This is a genomic window from Vibrio jasicida CAIM 1864 = LMG 25398 (assembly GCF_000400365.1).
GTDB classification, from domain to species: Bacteria; Pseudomonadota; Gammaproteobacteria; order Enterobacterales; family Vibrionaceae; genus Vibrio; species Vibrio jasicida.
The window spans coordinates 65,904-84,003 of record NZ_BAOG01000030.1 but is presented as its reverse complement, the minus strand read 5'-3'; the positions used below and the strand labels follow the sequence as shown (position 1 = coordinate 84,003).

Annotated in this window: 17 protein-coding genes and 1 pseudogene; 3 read left to right on the top strand and 15 right to left on the bottom strand. The window is 43.0% G+C overall.

Going from position 1 to position 18,100, the window contains the following annotated elements:
• Window positions 1–563, top strand: a pseudogene (locus tag VJL_RS09300) (ISNCY family transposase); the annotation flags it as partial.
• Between the two features lie 67 nt (window positions 564–630).
• Here the strand turns inward: VJL_RS09300 and VJL_RS09295 are convergent.
• From VJL_RS09295 to VJL_RS09245, 12 genes are all read right to left on the bottom strand, one after another.
• Entirely contained in the window at window positions 631–1,230 is a 600-nt protein-coding gene (locus VJL_RS09295) for a hypothetical protein (protein WP_038877389.1), read from the bottom strand.
• Window positions 1,217–1,915 (bottom strand): hypothetical protein, encoded by a 699-nt coding sequence (locus VJL_RS09290; RefSeq protein ID WP_038877388.1) that lies wholly within the window; start codon window positions 1,913–1,915, stop codon window positions 1,217–1,219. The genes VJL_RS09295 and VJL_RS09290 overlap by 14 nt, the downstream gene beginning before the upstream one ends.
• Before the next feature lie 513 nt (window positions 1,916–2,428).
• Complete coding sequence (locus VJL_RS09285) at window positions 2,429–3,148, bottom strand: hypothetical protein (RefSeq protein ID WP_038870719.1); 720 nt, start codon at window positions 3,146–3,148, stop codon at window positions 2,429–2,431.
• Window positions 3,149–4,229: 1,081 nt separating this feature from the next.
• Window positions 4,230–4,385 carry a YoaH family protein gene (locus tag VJL_RS27805; protein WP_081634944.1) on the bottom strand — a complete coding sequence of 52 codons (156 nt, stop codon included), beginning with the start codon at window positions 4,383–4,385 and terminating at the stop codon, window positions 4,230–4,232.
• Between the two features lie 42 nt (window positions 4,386–4,427).
• Entirely contained in the window at window positions 4,428–5,549 is a 1,122-nt protein-coding gene (locus VJL_RS09280; RefSeq protein WP_038877386.1) for a conjugal transfer protein TraF, read from the bottom strand.
• Window positions 5,550–5,608: 59 nt separating this feature from the next.
• Window positions 5,609–6,490 carry a DUF2861 family protein gene (locus tag VJL_RS09275; RefSeq protein ID WP_038870714.1) on the bottom strand — a complete coding sequence of 294 codons (882 nt, stop codon included), beginning with the start codon at window positions 6,488–6,490 and terminating at the stop codon, window positions 5,609–5,611.
• A gap of 9 nt (window positions 6,491–6,499) precedes the next feature.
• Window positions 6,500–7,162, bottom strand: a complete 663-nt coding sequence (vxrB, locus tag VJL_RS09270; RefSeq protein WP_038870712.1) for a response regulator transcription factor VxrB — start codon at window positions 7,160–7,162, stop codon at window positions 6,500–6,502.
• Complete coding sequence (vxrA, locus tag VJL_RS09265) at window positions 7,137–8,558, bottom strand: sensor histidine kinase VxrA (protein WP_161625078.1); 1,422 nt, start codon at window positions 8,556–8,558, stop codon at window positions 7,137–7,139. The genes vxrB and vxrA overlap by 26 nt, the downstream gene beginning before the upstream one ends.
• Before the next feature lie 220 nt (window positions 8,559–8,778).
• Window positions 8,779–10,173, bottom strand: coding sequence for a Re/Si-specific NAD(P)(+) transhydrogenase subunit beta (gene pntB / locus VJL_RS09260; protein ID WP_038877385.1), 1,395 nt, complete (start codon window positions 10,171–10,173; stop codon window positions 8,779–8,781).
• Between the two features lie 12 nt (window positions 10,174–10,185).
• Window positions 10,186–11,742, bottom strand: a complete 1,557-nt coding sequence (locus VJL_RS09255; protein ID WP_038877384.1) for a Re/Si-specific NAD(P)(+) transhydrogenase subunit alpha — start codon at window positions 11,740–11,742, stop codon at window positions 10,186–10,188.
• 435 nt (window positions 11,743–12,177) lie between these two features.
• On the bottom strand, window positions 12,178–12,459 hold the full coding sequence (locus VJL_RS09250) for an HlyU family transcriptional regulator (RefSeq protein WP_038877383.1): 282 nt from the start codon (window positions 12,457–12,459) through the stop codon (window positions 12,178–12,180).
• A gap of 50 nt (window positions 12,460–12,509) precedes the next feature.
• Window positions 12,510–12,878 carry a late competence development ComFB family protein gene (locus VJL_RS09245; protein ID WP_038870703.1) on the bottom strand — a complete coding sequence of 123 codons (369 nt, stop codon included), beginning with the start codon at window positions 12,876–12,878 and terminating at the stop codon, window positions 12,510–12,512.
• Window positions 12,879–13,133: 255 nt separating this feature from the next.
• Between VJL_RS09245 and VJL_RS09240 the strand changes: the two genes are divergently transcribed.
• Complete coding sequence (locus VJL_RS09240; protein WP_038870701.1) at window positions 13,134–14,378, top strand: GGDEF domain-containing protein; 1,245 nt, start codon at window positions 13,134–13,136, stop codon at window positions 14,376–14,378.
• Window positions 14,379–14,423: 45 nt separating this feature from the next.
• Here the strand turns inward: VJL_RS09240 and VJL_RS09235 are convergent, their stop codons facing one another.
• The 3 genes from VJL_RS09235 to VJL_RS09225 form a co-directional block, all read right to left on the bottom strand.
• A complete protein-coding gene (locus VJL_RS09235; RefSeq protein WP_038877382.1) occupies window positions 14,424–15,398 on the bottom strand; it encodes a Solitary outer membrane autotransporter beta-barrel domain in 975 nt (324 codons plus the stop codon).
• Between the two features lie 129 nt (window positions 15,399–15,527).
• Window positions 15,528–16,478, bottom strand: a complete 951-nt coding sequence (locus VJL_RS09230; RefSeq protein ID WP_038877402.1) for a Solitary outer membrane autotransporter beta-barrel domain — start codon at window positions 16,476–16,478, stop codon at window positions 15,528–15,530.
• Between the two features lie 35 nt (window positions 16,479–16,513).
• Window positions 16,514–17,473: a diguanylate cyclase gene (locus tag VJL_RS09225; protein WP_038877400.1), complete on the bottom strand. Its 960-nt coding sequence runs from the start codon at window positions 17,471–17,473 to the stop codon at window positions 16,514–16,516.
• Between the two features lie 184 nt (window positions 17,474–17,657).
• Here VJL_RS09225 and VJL_RS09220 point away from each other — a divergent pair, with 184 nt between their 5' ends.
• A complete protein-coding gene (locus tag VJL_RS09220; protein ID WP_038870697.1) occupies window positions 17,658–18,095 on the top strand; it encodes a DUF3069 domain-containing protein in 438 nt (145 codons plus the stop codon).
• Window positions 18,096–18,100 lie beyond the last annotated feature (5 nt).

Sequence of the window (18,100 nt, the reverse complement as noted above, 5' to 3'; positions counted from 1 at the left end):
GCCTGATGAACTTAAGGTTCAGCGAAACCGAATCGGCCTTTGATTACATGCTAACAACGAGAGAATATCTTAATGAACACGGCAAACCTGTAGCGTTCTGCAGCGATAAGCATTCGATTTTTCGAGTGAATCAGGAAAAGCAAAAACAAGTCGGTCAAACTCAATATGCCCGAGCCTTAAAAGAGTTATGCATCGAACTGATATGTGCGAATAGCTCTCAAGCTAAAGGTCGTGTGGAGCGAGTAAACTTGACGCTTCAAGACCGACTCGTCAAAGAGATGCGCTTGCAGGGAATCAACTCCATCGAAGAAGCGAATGCTTGGCTTCCCTACTTCATTGCTGATTTCAATCGACGCTTTGCTAAGCCGGCAATGTATCCGAAAAACATGCATCGAAAAGTGCGCGAAACCCAGCAGGAACTCGATGATATTTTCAGTTGGCAGGAAATACGTAAGCTCTCTAAATCGTTGACATTTCAATATGACAAAGTGGCTTATCTCATTGAACCAACTGAAGAAAACAATCGCTTAGTACACGAGCATGTCAAAGTCTTAGACTATCCCAAAGTTGCCGTTTAAAGGCGGCCTTCGAATGAAAGCCGCGGAGTGAATTCCTTCTAAAGAAAGTAATTTAATTGTTTTTCTGTGTTGTCTTTGTTTTTGACAAGCCTTCCCAAATAGCCTTGAACTGAGTTTGAGTTACTGCCTGAGAGGTTTTCATGTTAGAAAGCTCACTCTCAAGTTTTTTTAGCCGATTGTCATGCTTATCGATGTCATCAATTGTGACTTTTATCGTTGATATATCTTGAGTAAACCCCTTGGTGTCAGCATGGTGTAGATTCAATGTATTATTGTGTTTAGTATCTAAATCTGAATAAAGCGTCCACCCGCCAGCTGCTATGGCTAAACCACCCGCAACAACACTTGTAACAAGCCATTTAATATGATGTTGTTTCGCTAACTCGATGTCATTTTTCATTGTAGTAACATCGGAAACTAACTGGTTTTTTACAACTGTAACTTCATCCTCAAGTTGCTTGTGTTTTTCATCATATTCTTGTTTTAAAGTAGAAGCATATTCAATGACACTAGCAACTACATCTTCTTCTTTTACCGCTTGTCCTTCCGTTGCAGTTGAGTCGTTTTGTTCTATTACTGATCCGATACTTGAATCGGAAGATGCTCCCCCAATACCAAATGCCCTTTGAAGGAAAGAATCATTCGTTCGCATCAGCAAGCTTCCTGAAGTTACACTCCGATAGCTGTTCTTGACCTTCCTCTAGGAATGCGTTTAAAACTTGTGCACTTAATGTTTCATGAGGAACATTATTAATGTCTCGACTCAAAAGTACGCCATCTATCCTCTGACCATCATTCAAAAGCATCTGAAGAGCTTCGAAAATTAGGATGTCGTTACATGCAAGGTTCGCATATCGTTTTCTTTTGTTAGTTCTTAGTGCAAACTCTACGACATCATGTTCCCGGGGAATGTTCTTCATTTCATGAATTAAAGTAATTGGGTCTTCTGCAGGGATAAGATAATCCCCAACCATCCCCAACCTTTTTATTGACAGTGATGGCTGTGAATTTATGTAGTCTGTAATTGTTTTCGAAATTTGCTTGTATATTGAAAATATTTGGTCATATCGATGCAAGTTGAAATGACTTTCCAAACGGACAAAAAAATCTAAACGATCGAGCTTTATTTCACACAAAAAAATCCCTGACTGCGACTTAAATGTCATCAAAGGAATACCATTTGTTTTAATTCCTTCAGGTAACGGCTGAATTGTCGGCATTACATCAAATTCAGGAATAATATTAGAAAGCTCCCAAAAATACTTATCTGGTCGCTCAATGTCTTGGTTAAAGAAAAATGCCGTTCTAAAGCCGATAGTGTTTGGTGTACTTGCCATAAAGTTTTCCTTAGCAAATAGTGATATCACTCATATTTTATCAATTGCATAGGAGTTAAGTCTATGAATTTTTTGGGTATTACTACAGAGAAGGCCGAACCCATCGCAAGGGTTCGACTATTTTGTCGACTTCTTGATTTTGGTGGACGTCGATGAAAACGAATTGGAAGCCTGTCGAGGTCAAACGACTTACCAAATGTATTGGCTCCCTGCCCGCTGTGTAAATCGTGATTAGTGTGGGGTCGAGTTTAATCCTTTATGCGCCAACATTACGCGAAGCTTTTAGAACCAATACGCTTTCTCGAACGTCTTGCAGTCCTTTGATGAGTAACAATCTGGTATTTCAGATTCATCCCCATCAGCGCAAACATCACAAGTGAATAAGACTATAACTTGGGTTAGTTGTACCCAAGCACCCTATACTTCTATATGGTTTTGGCGATTTACTACGGATAGTGAATTACCAATATAAGCTATTCATCCTAGAGTGACTTGCCTTAAAAACAAAAAGGTTTAACTGTTTTCAGTTTCAAACAATGTTTTTGCCAATCCTGTGGCGACATGACTATCACGATGCGTAGTTTTGTTTTTCCAGTTCGAATTGTCATTCAAGAAATAGTTGTTATGGAACGCGAATAGAGCACGTTCTACCATTGAAGGAGTATTCTCTCCGAACTCTTCCATTGCCTTCTTTCTAAATGCGGTCACTAACTGCTCATTGGTGTATGCTTTTTCGAGTTGCTGCGTTGTTGTAAATCCAAGGGCACCGGAAATCTTGGAATCTACGATCATTAAAGGGAACGCACTGTCGTGGCTCCAAAAATAAGCATGCTTAGTTGCGAACGATTTGCCAATTCCGTCGAGCTTACAGAACTCATCTATGCACTTGATATTGCCATCGACTGCGAGTTGGACCCCAAGCATGTACTGTTCAAATGCTCTTACATCATCTTCTAGCACTTGTCGCGGGGCATCTTTCCCTTTCATTGGTACATAAAACAACCTTCCAGATGGACCACCCCAGCAATAAATGAGATCAACGATTCTAAGTATCGTTGATTTGTCGAATTGCTTTTTACTGATCATGGAAAAAATTTCGTCCATACAGGCATTTAAGTCACCATTGAAATGCATGTATTTTCTAGAGTTAACGTTGGAATAAGTTGTCTTTTTTCCTACGGTCTCATACCAGGTCGTGTACCAGAATTGATAATCGATTTCGGGAAACTTCACTGTCACTTTCCTTTTTTGGGTTACTGGTTTTGTCTGCGCCCGTAGTAACTAGTTTTACTCGGTTCTCGATACCATAGAGTTAAAAAAGCCGAACCCCATCGCCAAGGGTTCGGCTTTTTAGTTGGCTTCTCACTGATCATGGAAACGTGTGTAGTAACATTTTCGAAGCCGTCTAGGTCAATAGACGTGCCTAAGGTATCGGTTCAGCGCACGTTGTGTAAATCATCATTAGTGCAGGTCTGAACTAGATCGAAAGGTTTAAGCGCTTATTAGATTCTACTTACATATTGTTTAGACACACTATACATAACTCGTCTCTCCTGCCGCTTTTATCTGGCCCTCAACACTAACGAACTAAGTATCTACCATGCAGCAAAAGGCTTAAGAATTAACTGCAAACTTTACTCATCAATAGTTCACCCCATTCAGCATCTCACTTTCAATCCTACAACGTTACAGTGTAATACGTAAGTAAAATTGCGTTTATATCTCCAATGTAGGCCAGTGATCATTTTTTGAAAAAAGTTGCGCTCATTCCATCTAAATCTCACGTTGAAAAACACCGTTTACTCATTCTCTTTTTCTGTTTTAAGTACGGTTTCAGATTTGGTTCGGTTTTAGTCCGCAAGTACTCACTGTTTTCATAAGTACCATTTTATAAGTCTAAATTTTCTGCCAATCAAAGTGACGCCGTCTCTTTTATGTTTTTGCAGAATATTTCACTATTGGATATGGCCATTGAATTCGCCACTGTAATTAAATTACAGAACGAGGTGGGGGTGTTTTATTGCTTGAATGATTATCCTGAGTTAAGCACTTGTATTTAAAGGGTTATGTTTAATTTGCTGTGCTTGCGCAGTGTTTTTGCCTGCATTTTAAAAGTGACAGTTAATGGTAGTTAGTAAAATTTTACTAACTTATTATGGCAGGTGTTTCTACTCCACTTTTGTACTGCTTGGTTACGTGGTAACGTTGAATTTGTTTAAGGTAGTGTGGTGAAAAGATGGGGAGCTGTTTGATTTAGCGATATATGTGAGGGGCGTAAAAAAAGCAGGGTCTGTGCCCTGCTCTTTGTAATTTCTTAGTCTTGTTTCTTCGCGGCGTATTCTGATCGAATTTGCTGGGCTACGATCTTAATCGCTTCTGCGGTACTGGTACCCTTCTGCATTAATTCTTGAATACGTTCTACAGCTTGTTGCTGTTCTTGATGAGACAGAGGTGGTAAATCGTCAAACATAAAAAAGCTCCTCAATATGAGGAGCTGACTATAACGGCTCGCTTAGTAGGTCGCAAGGAAATTAATCGAAGCACCCATTGCGTTTTCATTGGTATATTGCGCTGCAATATCAAGTTCGATTAAGTTCAAAGGTGACAAACCAATACCCGCCGTGATCGTTCCCTCGTCATCTGAACGTGCAAGGTTTTTCATGTATCCCCCACGCAGTGCTAGCTGACGAAGTACGTCAATTTCAAAGCCGGCTCGAACCATTTGCGTGTTGTCATCAAAGGTAGAGAACTTCTTCTCTTCATTCAAATCGTAGTCAACGCTGAAGCTGAAGTAATCTGCGACATATCCGGCACCTACTGTGTAGACTGGTCGCATGCTGTATTCGTAGGATTGAATGGTATCGCCGTTGTAGGTGAAAGATTTTGTTTTCACGTCGCGACCGATTAAGTTTTTCGCTGAAATACCTAAACGGTAAGGACCAAAGAACCACAATGCACCCGCATCAAGGTTAAACATGGTTTCTGCGGTTTCATTTTCACGCAAATCTTTGGTATCGAACGCAGCAAAGCTTGTTGCGTAAGAGTAAGTGTAGATGCGCTGTAGTTTTGGTGTAATACCAAACGACAAATGCTGATTCATGAAGTTGGTGTATTTAGCGAGGGAGATCCCCGCTTCTGCCACACCAATAGAGACGCCGCGCACGTAGCTATCATTTAACGGGTCACCACTTGCCGTGTCGATAGTCGGTTCAACGAAAGATTCGGTATATAGTTTTCCGTAAGCTGTTGCAGATAAGAATTTATTCGGAATACCAACGGCGACGACACCACCAAGGTCAAAATCCATCTTTTGTCCGTTAATCGCGTCTAAGGAGTTTACGATTTCTGTTGGATCGGTCAGCTTACCTATGCGTTCGATTTCGTCGATTAAACCGTCTTGATCGTTATAGTTAACGCCAAAACTTGGCACGATCATACCTGCATCATCATTACGACGGTAGATTGCCGTCAATGCCGGGTTAAAGAATGGTGCAGTTAGGTAAGAGGCTGATACGGTTCCTACTCCACCCATTGCGTCACTACGAGCTTCGATTGCGTAAGTGCCAGCAAAAGCAGCGCTAGAGCATAACGCTGCTGTGATGGTCGTGGTTAAAATTTTGAATTGTGTCTTCATACTACACTTGTGATTTCGTTCGTCCTGAACTTATATCGGCACAAGTGTAATTTCTTTAGCTATTCTTCGAGAGAAACATCATAAGTTCGGCTAATAGTTTGAGCCTGCTCAACAATAATGTCACCTTGCCAACGCCGACTGTTAATGCTTACAGCTAACACATATCGGTCATTAGGGATTCCATCTAATTCGAGAGAATTTGGGTAATTAGATTCATATGTCTTTTTCCATACTTGGTCATATTGACCTTCGACATAATCATAAAGGCCGACTTCTAGCTGTGGTAGCGGACAATGTGGGTTCCGTAGCGCGCTCTTCTCTACCTTCCAGTTCTCTTTTGAAGTCCAACGAACATATTGTGTCGAGTTTGAATCGCCTAAAATCACCCATGTACGGTAAGTACGTTTGTCTTTTGTCGTCACTGATAAGTGATATAAGCCCGCATCCAACTTGCCGGTTAGATTGTAGCGTTTTAAAAAGCTGCGTTCATTTGCCAGTTCTGCGCCTTCCGGTTGCTCTTCAAAATTGAATGAGCTGTCTGCAGAGATCGTACTGTCGACCCAACGGCGGAAAGAGATGTCTTCAATATCCGTTGTTGCACGCAGTTTAACGACGAGTCGATAAGTATCTCTGCCTGGGCTTTGGATGGTTTGTCGAATAACGTTAATACCGCTTATCCAATCAGGAAGCGTGACACCTGTTAATGATTTGCCGCAGTCTCTAGAAAGTGATTGTGCTAATAAATCATTGAGGTGCGGTGTGAGTTCTTTGTTTGGTTCACTTTGCCATAGTTCGACAAGGGAATTGAACATGCCGCCAAGGTCATCTTCGAGCAGATGCTGGTGAGCTTGTGTCAGTGGTGTATTAGTTTGAAACCAGTCCGTAGCTTGGACTGGTTTCACTAATAGCAATGAGAGAACTACAGGAAGTAGTGTTTTCATTCTTTGCCGTTACGCTTTCATCTTGTAACCAACGCCACGTAGCGTTTCGATTTCTAGACCCGGTAGCTTTTGACGTAACTGAAGTACGTGAGTATCTACAGTACGCGTTGTTGGGAAATGGTTGTAACCCCAAACGTGATCTAATAATTCATCACGTGTAAATACGCGACCTAAGTTAGATGCCAAGAACAGCAGTAGATCGAACTCGGTACGAGTCAGTGTGATCATTTCACCTTGGAATACGACTTCGCGAGTTGCGCGGTCGATCTCAAGGTCTTTGGTCATCACTTTGTCTGCATTACCCTGTTCCGCTGAATCTGGTGCGCGAAGTTGTGCTCGGATACGCGCAAACAGTTCCGCTTCTGCAAATGGTTTTGTTAAGTAATCGTTCGCACCAGAATCTAAACCCGCAACTTTATCTTTTACAGTAACCAGTGCAGTAAGAAGGATTACAGGGATATCTTTAATTTTTTTCCATTCAGGAAGAGATTGTACTGAGTCGCCGTCTGGTAGTTGGCGGTCCAGAATGACTAAGTCAGCCTTTTTCCATTGTGGCTCAACGTCTGAAATACGCTCCACATGTAAACACTCATATCCTGCTTGTTCCAGGCTTACTAACAGGCCGTCAGCCAAGTTTTTATCGTCCTCAACGAGAAGCAGTGTCTGTTTCACAAGGTATCTCCAATATAAAGGTTGTAGGTGGTCCCATTAGGGACATTTTTCCGCCCATGCGGCCTACCATTGATTCAACTATTGTTAATCCAAGCCCTAGTCCGCTCTTACTTACGAACGGCTTTCTTAGGTTTGCCCAATCTTTTGCAGTTAAACTGCCGGCATCTATGACTTGGATAATGATTTTATCCGCACTGGTTTCTACACATAGTTCGACCGGTGCTTTACCGTACTTCAATGCGTTTCGTAGCAAGTTATCGATACAGGTTCCGAGCCAATACACGTTAACTTTAGCAGCTACATCTTCGTTTATTTTGAAAAGTACAGCGTTATCAAATTCTTCTTCAATCTTATATTCTAGCCATTCTGCAACAGAAGGAACCCAGTCTGTTGCAAGCATTTGGTTATCAGATTGCAAATAATCTTTACTTGCCTCTGCTAACTGGCGTAATCGGCGCGTATCTTCGCATAATCGACGAAATTCGTCGTAAACGGTTTCTGGAAGATGTTCGAACTCACGACGGAAACCTTCAACGGTTAAAGACAAAGACGCAATCGGCGTTCTTAGTTCGTGAGTAAGAATTTGCAGTACCAACATGCGACTGCGCATTTCTTCTCGTTTGCTGTTCCAGCGGTACACTGCCCAGCCGATCACCAATAAGATGTTGGCAATCACAAGAATGATCATGCTGATCCGCAACACTTGCGAGTGATCTTCTACATCCCAACAAATGTTACCGCGTTTCACAAAGCAGCTTCGGCTTTCTGATGCGAGCCCGTAAGACAGACCAGCATTCGCAACGTTTTCTTGCCAAACATTTTTAGAGAAAACGAAGTAGTGATCACCGCGGCGTAGCCAAAGCTCCTTTCCTTCAATGAACATGCTCGCACCAGCGATGAGTGCGTTTATTGCATCATCATCCATGCTTTGCAAGCTTTCTAGCAGTTCATCGCCATCATCGTTAGTGCGCTCTTTAATGTGCATGTACTGTGCAAGCTTAGGGCGCAGTTCTGGATATTTCTCAGCGTAACGAGCTGCGTAAGTGCCGCCTCCTGGGTGAATCAACCCACTACGAGAAAACCAACGTGGTGTGAGTTGCGTTCCTTTACATAAGGCTCGAGTAAACACCAAAGGTTCCGTAATTAAAGGACTTAACGGCAGTTTTCCGCGACATGTGTTCGCCAAGCGATACAGCTGTTGAATGTCTTTTAGCGGATAATCGGCCGTTTGTGGCAACATTGAGTCCGGTGAAAGCAATTTGGTTGGGTAGTTCGATTGCAGTATGCGTATATCATACGATTTAAGAGCCACTTCATAATTAAATAGCTCTGTAAACGTATCTATTCGTTCTGGTAATGAATCTGCAAATGCGCTTGCCGAGAAAAGTGGCAGCATTAAGGCAGAACGGAGCAAAAACTGTTTAATCAAACTGTTACCGGTACTTGTTACATTAGCCAGAACTATACATCAATCTAAAAACAAATGACATTAGGCAGCTTAAGGATTTGCAGTACTATAACATTGAAAGCCCACAAAAAAAGGCCAGCGAATGCTGGCCTTGATGAGTTTTAAAGCAAATACTTCCTTTCGAAGCAGATGCTGATGTCCCCTACGCTTACAGTGCTTTAGAGATTGCTTCTACGCTCTCTTTCGCATCACCGAACAACATCGATGTATTCTCTTTAAAGAACAGTGGGTTTTGAACGCCTGCGTAACCTGTATTCATTGAACGCTTGAATACGATGACATTTTGCGCATTCCAAACTTCTAATACTGGCATACCAGCAATCGGGCTGTTTGGATCTTCTAGTGCCGCTGGGTTTACTGTGTCGTTTGCGCCGATGACCAGAACCGTATCTGTTGCTGGGAAGTCGTCGTTGATTTCGTCCATTTCTAGTACGATGTCATACGGTACTTTCGCTTCAGCCAATAGAACGTTCATGTGACCAGGTAGACGGCCAGCTACTGGGTGAATACCAAAGCGAACTTCAATGCCTTGAGCTCGTAGCTTGTCTGTGATCTCATGTACTGGGTATTGAGCTTGTGCCACTGCCATCCCGTATCCTGGGGTGATGATTACGGACTTCGAGTTTTTCAGCATTTCAGCAACTTCTTCAGCTGATGTTTCGCGATGTTCCCCCTGTTCTTCGTCACTTGAAATCACTACTTCTTGACCGAAGCCGCCTGCAATTACGCTTACAAACGAGCGGTTCATTGCTTTACACATGATGTAAGAAAGGATGGCACCTGAAGAACCAACCAGCGCACCAGTCACGATCAATAGATCGTTTGCTAGCATGAAGCCTGCTGCCGCAGCCGCCCAACCGGAGTATGAGTTCAGCATTGAAACAACAACCGGCATATCTGCACCACCTATTGATGCCACTAAGTGGTAACCGAATGCAAAAGCAATCAGTGTCATCAAGATCAGTGCGAACATGCTGCCGTCTGCTTTTACGAAGTAAATCATAAGCAGTGTTGAAACAACGATCGCAGCGAGGTTCATCTTGTGTTTGTGAGGTAGGTTAAGTGGTGAAGAAGAAATGATCCCACGAAGCTTACCAAACGCTACGATAGAACCAGTAAAGGTTACCGCACCGATGAACACACCAAGGAATACTTCTACAAGGTGGATAACGTGCTCTGCGTGAATACCAGCAAGATCTGTTGATACTGGTGCTGGTGGCTCTAGGTAGCTGTTGTAACCAACAAGTACCGCGGCCATACCCACGAAGCTATGTAGAATCGCAACCAATTCTGGCATTTCTGTCATTTCTACTTTCTTCGCGTAGTGGATACCAATACCACCACCGATCACCATCGCGATGATGACCCATGCAAAGCCTTCGGCACTTGGGCTGAAAATTGTCGCAATAAGCGCAATTGCCATACCAGCAATACCGTAGTAGTTACCATTTCGTGCTGATTCTTGTTTAGAAAGTCCCGCGAGACTTAAGATGAAAAATAGCGCAGCAATAATGTATGCCGCTTGTACTAATCCTGCAGACATTGGTAACTCCTATTATTTGTCTTTGCGGAACATTTCAAGCATACGTTTGGTCACGGTAAAGCCACCAAAGATGTTTATGCTTGCAATGAGAACAGCAATGAATGATAGGAAGGTAACTACACCATTACCTTGACCAATTTGCAGTAGCGCACCCACTACGATGATGCCGGAAATCGCGTTTGTTACCGACATAAGTGGTGTATGCAGTGCGTGAGTCACGTTCCAAACTACGTAGTAACCTACCACACACGCCAATACGAAAACGGTGAAGTGTGATAGGAATGCAGCCGGAGCGACTGATGCAACCCAGCCAAACGCACCCAAACCAATAACCAGTGGTGCGAATTTCTTAACTGGTGAAGTTGGCTCTTCAACTTTCGGCTCTTTTTTGACCGGTTCTTGGGTTTTTGCTTGTGGTTGAGCAGAAACTTGAATCGGTGGTGCTGGCCAAGTGATTTCGCCTTCTTTCACGACGGTCACACCACGTAACACAACGTCTTCAAAGTCGATATCGATGTTGCCATCTTTCTCTTTGCACAACAGTTTTAGAAGGTTTACAAGGTTGGTTGCGTAGAGCTGAGAAGATTGCGTTGGCAGACGGCCTACCATGTCAGTGTAACCAACGATTTTTACGCCATTGGCTGTCGTGATGACTTTGTCTTTTTCTGTATATTCACAGTTACCGCCATTGGCAGCCGCCAGATCAACGATCACGCTGCCCGCTTTCATGCTGTCGACCATTTCTTTGGTGATCAACGTCGGTGCTGGGCGGCCAGGAATTAGCGCCGTAGTGATGATGATATCAACATCTTTGGCTTGCTCAGCGTATAGCTCAGCCGCTTTCTTGTTGAACTCATCAGACATTTCTTTAGCGTAACCGTCACCTGAGCCTGAGTCTTCTTTGAAATCTACCGTCAGGAACTCAGCGCCCATCGATTCGACTTGTTCTTTCACTTCAGGACGAACGTCGAAAGAACGAACGATTGCACCAAGGCTACCAGCCGCACCGATTGCTGCTAGTCCTGCGACACCTGCACCTGCAACTAACACTTTAGCCGGTGGTACTTTACCAGCGGCAGTAATTTGGCCAGTGAAGAAACGACCGAATTCATGAGCAGCTTCAACCACTGCTCGGTAACCGGCGATGTTAGCCATAGAAGAGAGTGCGTCTAATGCTTGCGCACGTGAGATACGAGGAACGGAGTCCATTGCGAGAACGTTGATGTTCTTGCTTGAGAGCTGTTCCATTAACTCCGCGTTTTGCGCTGGCCAGATAAAGCTAACCAATGTTGCGCCATCTTGTAACAACGCGATCTCATCGATGCCATTTTCTTCATCAACATGAGGCGCATTCACTTTAAGAATTAAGCCTGATTGCCATACTTCGTCGCTAGATACAATTGTCGCCCCTGCTGCTTCATAAGCCGCATTGTCGAAACTGGCTAGCACCCCCGCTTGTGATTCGATTGCGACATCGAACCCCAACTTAATTAACTGCTCAACCGATTTAGGTGATGCAGCTACTCGCGATTCACCCGCGAGTATTTCTCTAGGTACACCGATTTGCAAAACGCATACTCCTTGTATACATATCAATAATTAGTCCCAAAACAGAGCGTTGCTCTACTCTAATTCTTTTTTATTTCTATCTGTTTACTACGCAAGAAAACGCAAACGAATGATGGTGTTTTGGGTCACCCATTTGCACAGTCAAATCTTGACTAACAGCCCTGTTATTCTTCTGTTTTTAACGAACGTCCATCATGACTTCAAGTATTTTGTAATAAAAATACTAAATTTCATTACATATAACGCTAAGTAATGAATAATTCTCTACTTCGCACTGAAAAATAACAACGATTAGCGCCACTAGACAGAGGTCTAACCAGATGAATGTTAAGTGGTTAATTTAACAGGTAATTAAGCCATAAAAAGAAAGAGAGCCATCAGCATATACACTAATGGCTCTCTTGGAGATGATTCGAATCAAGTTGCAGTGAGTTCTTAATTGAAGATTTTTTCACCCATTTGGTCGATGAACATCTGCGCTTTTTTCAGCATCAGCTCGTTGGCGTCTTGTTCTGACCCTATCAAGTCGGAACGAATAAAGCGGTGGGTTTTCACTTCTCCATCGAACTCTTTCTCAATCCGTCCTGCAATGCGGTACTGACCACCTTCTGAAATACTCTCTTGGTAAATCAAAAAGCCTTTATATTCGACGGGGTCTACGGTTTTAACTGCGGCAGTTTTATCACCACCACCAAACAAGCGCGAAAAGAATCCCACAATTCCTCCTTGGGCATGCCTTATCTATTTAAGACTGATTAAGACACTCATTACTTAATGTTGACGTTGAGAATTGGCTTCTCAAACCAATCCAGTTCTTTGTCTTCATCATAACTGGTATGCGAGAAAATTACAGGTACATCATTGTTACGATTCGTGCGTCGATCTTCTTGCACCATTGCTGCTGCATTTTCTACCGCGATATAGACACTATCTTTAAACTGCGTCAGTTTACGCTCAGGTAGAGCAGACAGAAAATCGATATCATGGCGGATATAAACTGGTTTTAATTGGATCAGCGCCAAGCAAGCGATGTCAGCTAACTGTTCATGATCAAACTGATCGACGTATCGCTCTGAAGAGAGTTCTTGCCCTACGAGGGTCTCCATATAATTGTGTACATCTGAACTGATTTGCATCGATTTTTCTCCTTTGCTCAACACTACGAAATTATAGCAGTCACAACTATCGTGCAACTTGTTGATTGGTCTTAATTTAATCAACCTCTCTCTTTTTGTAATCATCGACTGTAAAACACTTGGAAAATTCGCAAATACACGTATTCTTGTTAGTTTTGAAAGCGTCAGAATATATACTGCCCACACACGGTATTAATTGAATGCTTAATGTAACTCTTTAGATATACTCAACTATTTGCAGGTGATTTGTAGTAGATGGCTTCATCTTTAATGACCTCTCCAGGCTTTCGGTTTCTATTTCCAATAATACTGTTGGGTATGATCAGCTTGGGTATGGATAGCATCATTCAGATGACTCAGTCTAACTGGGGCATTGCTTCGAATTTGCCATATATTTTGTTGGGCTGTGCGCTGTTAATGTGTTACTCATTCAAGCAAGGTCGCGAGTCTATGGTTTGCATTGCCATGCTACTTGCCTACTTCGTAATCCAACATCGCCTACAAGTTCCGCTTCAAACGGGAACTGCGCTTTTAGAGCTCACCATTTTAGCGAGTCTTTTACCCGTCTCTTTCCTAGCGGTGTTTCTGTTCAATAAAGAAGGTTTCGATTCCAAAGCCACGTTAGCCTACATTTTTGTGCTGGTTATGTTTGTCTTTTGGTCCTATGTGACGCTGACCTATTACGTAGAAGGTGGATTCGATGAGTGGACCAATGGCATCTTGTTTATTGTTCCCAAGGTTTCCAAACTTCCTCTAGTACTTGTGCTCTATTGCGTTGGTATTGTGTGCTTCCTTGGCATTTTGGTGCTGAAGAAGAATAAGATCATTCATGCGATGACTTACTCTGCGATGGTGTTAGCCTCGGCGACGTTTATCTTCTTCGACGTCCAATATATCTCTAGCACCATGTTTACACTAACGGGCCTATTGATCATCATTTACTCCACATCGGCGAGCCATCAACTGGCTTTTACTGATAGCTTAACGCTCATTCCTAGCCGTCGTGCGTTGGATCTGGACCTTAAGCATATGGGACGTAAGTTCACCATTGCGATGCTGGATGTTGATCATTTTAAGAAGTTTAATGACACCTACGGCCACGACACCGGTGATGATGTGTTAAAGATGGTGGCTTCGCGCCTAATGAAGACACAAGGTGGAGCAAAGGTGTATCGTTTTGGTGGTGAAGAGTTCACCATTGTCTTTAAAGGTAAGTACACCGAAGACTGCGAAGCTCATGTGGAAGAAGTTCGCGAATTGATTGCTGAATATGAAATGATTCTACGCGATCAAGACAGTCGACCAGATGACAACAAACAAGGCCGCAAAAAGCGCGGAAGTGCTGATTCAAAGAAAAAGACCGTATCTGTCACTGCGAGTTTTGGGGTTGCAGACAGCCGTAGTGCACGAAACCCAACTGACGTGATTAAACTTGCTGATGACGCCCTGTATAAAGCCAAAAAAGCGGGCCGAAACTGTGTGAAGTTCTGCCACGCTTAATTGTCCTATTTTCTGCTTACAAGAGTCGTTGAAATCTGAAAAGCGTTAAACTTGGTTGAAGAACATGACCAAACTACCCCCTTTAAACGCACTGCCATAGTTGAGACTCATCCCTACACCTATGTTCACCACAAATGGGATTTTAATCGGTGGTGTCATAAGCCAACCCATACTCGCTTCGTAGTAGTGATCCGTGTTTAACGGTTTCTTGGTATCGCCACCTATATCAACTCGGTTGAAGCTGGTATAAAACGACTGAACCATGTTTTGCCATATCGCTAGACGGTGAAAGACCTTTACGCCATTAACCCAATACCAGCCTTCAGGGTTAATTACGTTGTCACCTTTTCCGAGGTTGACACCAACGCCGTTAAAGTAATGTGGTGAAGACCAAAAGTACCATTGACCAAAATGACCATAAGGGCTGTATTTTAGTGTCGCATTAACCTCGCCGACCATTGCTAACGCGTTGGTATTGACATAAATACCATCAATTTGGTCACGATAATCCTCCAACGTATCACTACGATAAGCGTAATCATTTTGGTAGTACATGATGTGCGTTCCCGCCGCTGCGCCCAACGTAATATTGCGATTTAAATAAGCCTCTTGCTCAACTTCTAAGTAGCCACCCAAAACAAGCTCATCAAGGTCGTCAGGAGTGTCGGCATTTAACGCGGACACTTTTTGTTGAGAAGAAAGCAGGTAGCCTCGCCCGTTCACTTTTGTCTGGTATGGGGAATAACAGTAATTGCTCGCCGGAATACTGAATGGCAACGACAATACGGAGATTTTCTTCCGAAGGTCGACGGATTCGTTATCACCTAAAGAATCATCATCGAAATTGAGGTATTCGTTAGGGTCAAAGTTTGAGAAGCCAAAGGTGAACACATCACTGTCTGAAAGGACAATGCTGGAGGCGAAGTTATAATCGAACTCTTTTTGCAGCTGCTTTTCAACGGTGCTGGAATAAGATGAAGTAGAAGCGAAACACATCGCCAAACAAGCCAACTTACGCATAACTTTTATAGGTTTGTTATTGTCGTTCCATGACTTGGTTTATGTGCTTATGTTCCTATTAAGCAAAATGGGGCGCGATTTTGGCTCGCCGAGTGAGGAAATGCAATGGTTTTCTTTGCCATTGCGGAATTACTCCTGATTAAAGAACAAAACAAGGCTTCCGCCTTTTAGTGCACTGCCGTAATTGACGGACAGGCCGAGACCTATGTTATCAATCCATTCGCTTTTAAATGGTGGTGTCATTAACCAACCAAAGCTTGCTTCATAGTAGTGTGAGGTATTCATCGGTTTACTCGTATCACCGCCAACATCAACTCGATTGAAACTGGTGTATACAGACTGGACGGTTCTGCCCACTTTGGTGATGTCGTAAAACAATTTGACGCCGTTCACCCAATACCAGCCTTCTGGGTTTCCTATATCGCCATTATTTCCTTCGCCCCAACCCATTCCATAAAAGTAATGTGGCGACGACCAAACGTACCATTTCCCCCAATTTTCATTTTCGAGGTACTTGAGTTCTGCGTTTACCTCTCCGACCAACGCCCAAGCATCGGTATTGAGGTAAACTCCCTCTATATAAGGCTTAAGGTTATCGAGCGCGTCACTACGGTAAGAATACTCGTTGCGGTAATACATCAGGTGAGCTCCGGCGGCGCCACTCAATGATAGATATTCTGTGAGTTGGTTTTGTTGTTCAATTTCGGTGTAAGACCCTAAGATAAGCTCTTTGTTTCGATCGGGCACTTTGTCTTCATTGACGGTCACATCTTGGTCGATACCTAACGCATATAATCGACCTTTGAGATTATATTTAACTGGGGCAGTTTTATCTTCAGAAAGAGATAAGTGATAAGGGAGTGTGGACAGCGCAACCTGTTTTCTCAGGTCGACAGAGTCTTGGGTACCAATATCTTCATTATCAATATTAAGATATTTATTGGGGTCGAAATCATGAAAGCCTAAGGTAAAGACATCACTGTCAGAGAGCACAATGCCAATCGCGAAGTTGCGCTCAAACTCTTTTTGTAGCGTTTGCTGTACGGGATTTGCGTGACAAAAATTAGAAATAAGTGACATTGTCACAGCGATGATTTTGCAATTAAACTTCTGAATCAACTAGCATTTACCACAGTGTATGTATTTCTTCCTAGAGACTTTGACGAATAAAGCGCTCTATCTGCCGTTGCGTACAATTCTGCTATATTATCTTTACCTGTGGGTTGAAAGGCAAAGACCCCTTGTGACACTGTCACTCTATTTGCAATGCTAGAATATGCATGTGGATAGTCGAGGAAGTACATAGCCTCTTGCACGCGTTCGGCTTCCCTTTCTGCAGTTTTCGCATCCGTGCTATTGAGAAGAATGACAAATTCTTCCCCACCATAACGCCCGACATACTCTCCAGAACGACAGAACGTTGCTTTGAGTTGATTTGCAATCGCTTGCAGACAGCGATCCCCTTCTATGTGCCCATAGTTGTCATTGAACGGCTTAAAGAAATCAACGTCGAGTAAGATGAGGGCCATTGGCATATGATGACGGCCATGCCAAGCAATCATGGTTTCAAACTTTTGATCGATATAGCGGCGGTTATACAACTTCGTCAGACCATCTTCATTGGCTTGCTGTTGTAATCTTGAGTTCATCTCTTCTAGTTGTGCGGTTGCCTGTTTCAGCTCTCGTCTCATGTGAGCAATACGTTGCATTGCCATCAACTTAGAATTAAGAACAAGCTTGTCGACAGGTTTGATGAGGTAATCATCCCCGCCGGCCTCAATAGCTTTGGCGATCATTTCTGGTTCCTCATGGCTACTGAGGAAGATGATTGGGATCCAGTCCGGGAACGTTTCTCTGATATGAAGTGATACTTCAAAGCCATTCATGTCTGGCATAGCGATATCTAGCAGAACCAGTTCTGGGTCGAAGCTTTCATAAGTATTTAATGCTTCTAGACCACTTCCAACGGCTTTAACAATATGACCTTGTTGTTTCAAACGGATAGCCAACTGCATTCGATCCAGCTGAACGTCATCAACCAGTAGAATGCGCATCGATGTCCCTGTCGGTTGCATAGCGCGTCCCATTCTTTTGTAAGTCTTTATTAAACATATATCATACTCACGAGATTGTTGCATTACGCCACTCATTTAGTGCTATATTTTTTTGTTAAGTGGTCACGGAATCAAATGCTTCTTATGGTAGCTATTTGATGCATTTGGTATTAATATTCCCGCCTTTTGTAACGAGAGACACACCATGTCAGAAGCAACTAACAACGAAAGCAAAAAAATCGATCTAGAAACTATTTCTCCTGAACTACGTAAAGTTATCGAATTTGACGAAGTTCCAGAGCAAATGTTCGAGATGGTTACCTCTATCCATGAAGTGTCTGAAGAAGCTGTTCGTGCGTCTTGGGACGAAATGCCTGCAAGTGCACAAAACATTCTGGACAACTTTGAGCAATTCCACGCTCTAGTAACGGTTGGCCAAGCATTCGCTGGTCTAAACGTAATGGAAGAATTCCCAACGCTTAATCTGCCTGAAAACATGACAGATGAAGACAAAGAAGACTACCGTTCTCAACTTCTTGACAATGTTCTTCACAACTGCGTGAAAGACATGGTTAAGCAACTTAAGAAAGCGCGTCGCGATCCTCTTCTTAAGCGTGAATTTAAAGAAGTATTTGTGAAGTAATTCTT

Bases quoted from the DNA above. Each gene is read 5' to 3' on its own strand.
- VJL_RS09295 (WP_038877389.1), bottom strand. From the start codon at position 1,230: ATGCGAACGAATGATTCTTTCCTTCAAAGGGCATTTGGTATTGGGGGA.
- VJL_RS09290 (WP_038877388.1), bottom strand. From the start codon at position 1,915: ATGGCAAGTACACCAAACACTATCGGCTTTAGAACGGCATTTTTCTTT.
- VJL_RS27805 (WP_081634944.1), bottom strand. From the start codon at position 4,385: ATGTTTGACGATTTACCACCTCTGTCTCATCAAGAACAGCAACAAGCT.
- VJL_RS09280 (WP_038877386.1), bottom strand. From the start codon at position 5,549: ATGAAGACACAATTCAAAATTTTAACCACGACCATCACAGCAGCGTTA.
- VJL_RS09275 (WP_038870714.1), bottom strand. From the start codon at position 6,490: ATGAAAACACTACTTCCTGTAGTTCTCTCATTGCTATTAGTGAAACCA.
- vxrA (WP_161625078.1), bottom strand. From the start codon at position 8,558: ATGCTGCCACTTTTCTCGGCAAGCGCATTTGCAGATTCATTACCAGAA.
- pntB (WP_038877385.1), bottom strand. From the start codon at position 10,173: ATGTCTGCAGGATTAGTACAAGCGGCATACATTATTGCTGCGCTATTT.
- VJL_RS09245 (WP_038870703.1), bottom strand. From the start codon at position 12,878: ATGCAAATCAGTTCAGATGTACACAATTATATGGAGACCCTCGTAGGG.
- VJL_RS09240 (WP_038870701.1), top strand. From the start codon at position 13,134: ATGGCTTCATCTTTAATGACCTCTCCAGGCTTTCGGTTTCTATTTCCA.
- VJL_RS09235 (WP_038877382.1), bottom strand. From the start codon at position 15,398: ATGCGTAAGTTGGCTTGTTTGGCGATGTGTTTCGCTTCTACTTCATCT.
- VJL_RS09230 (WP_038877402.1), bottom strand. From the start codon at position 16,478: ATGTCACTTATTTCTAATTTTTGTCACGCAAATCCCGTACAGCAAACG.
- VJL_RS09225 (WP_038877400.1), bottom strand. From the start codon at position 17,473: ATGCAACCGACAGGGACATCGATGCGCATTCTACTGGTTGATGACGTT.
- VJL_RS09220 (WP_038870697.1), top strand. From the start codon at position 17,658: ATGTCAGAAGCAACTAACAACGAAAGCAAAAAAATCGATCTAGAAACT.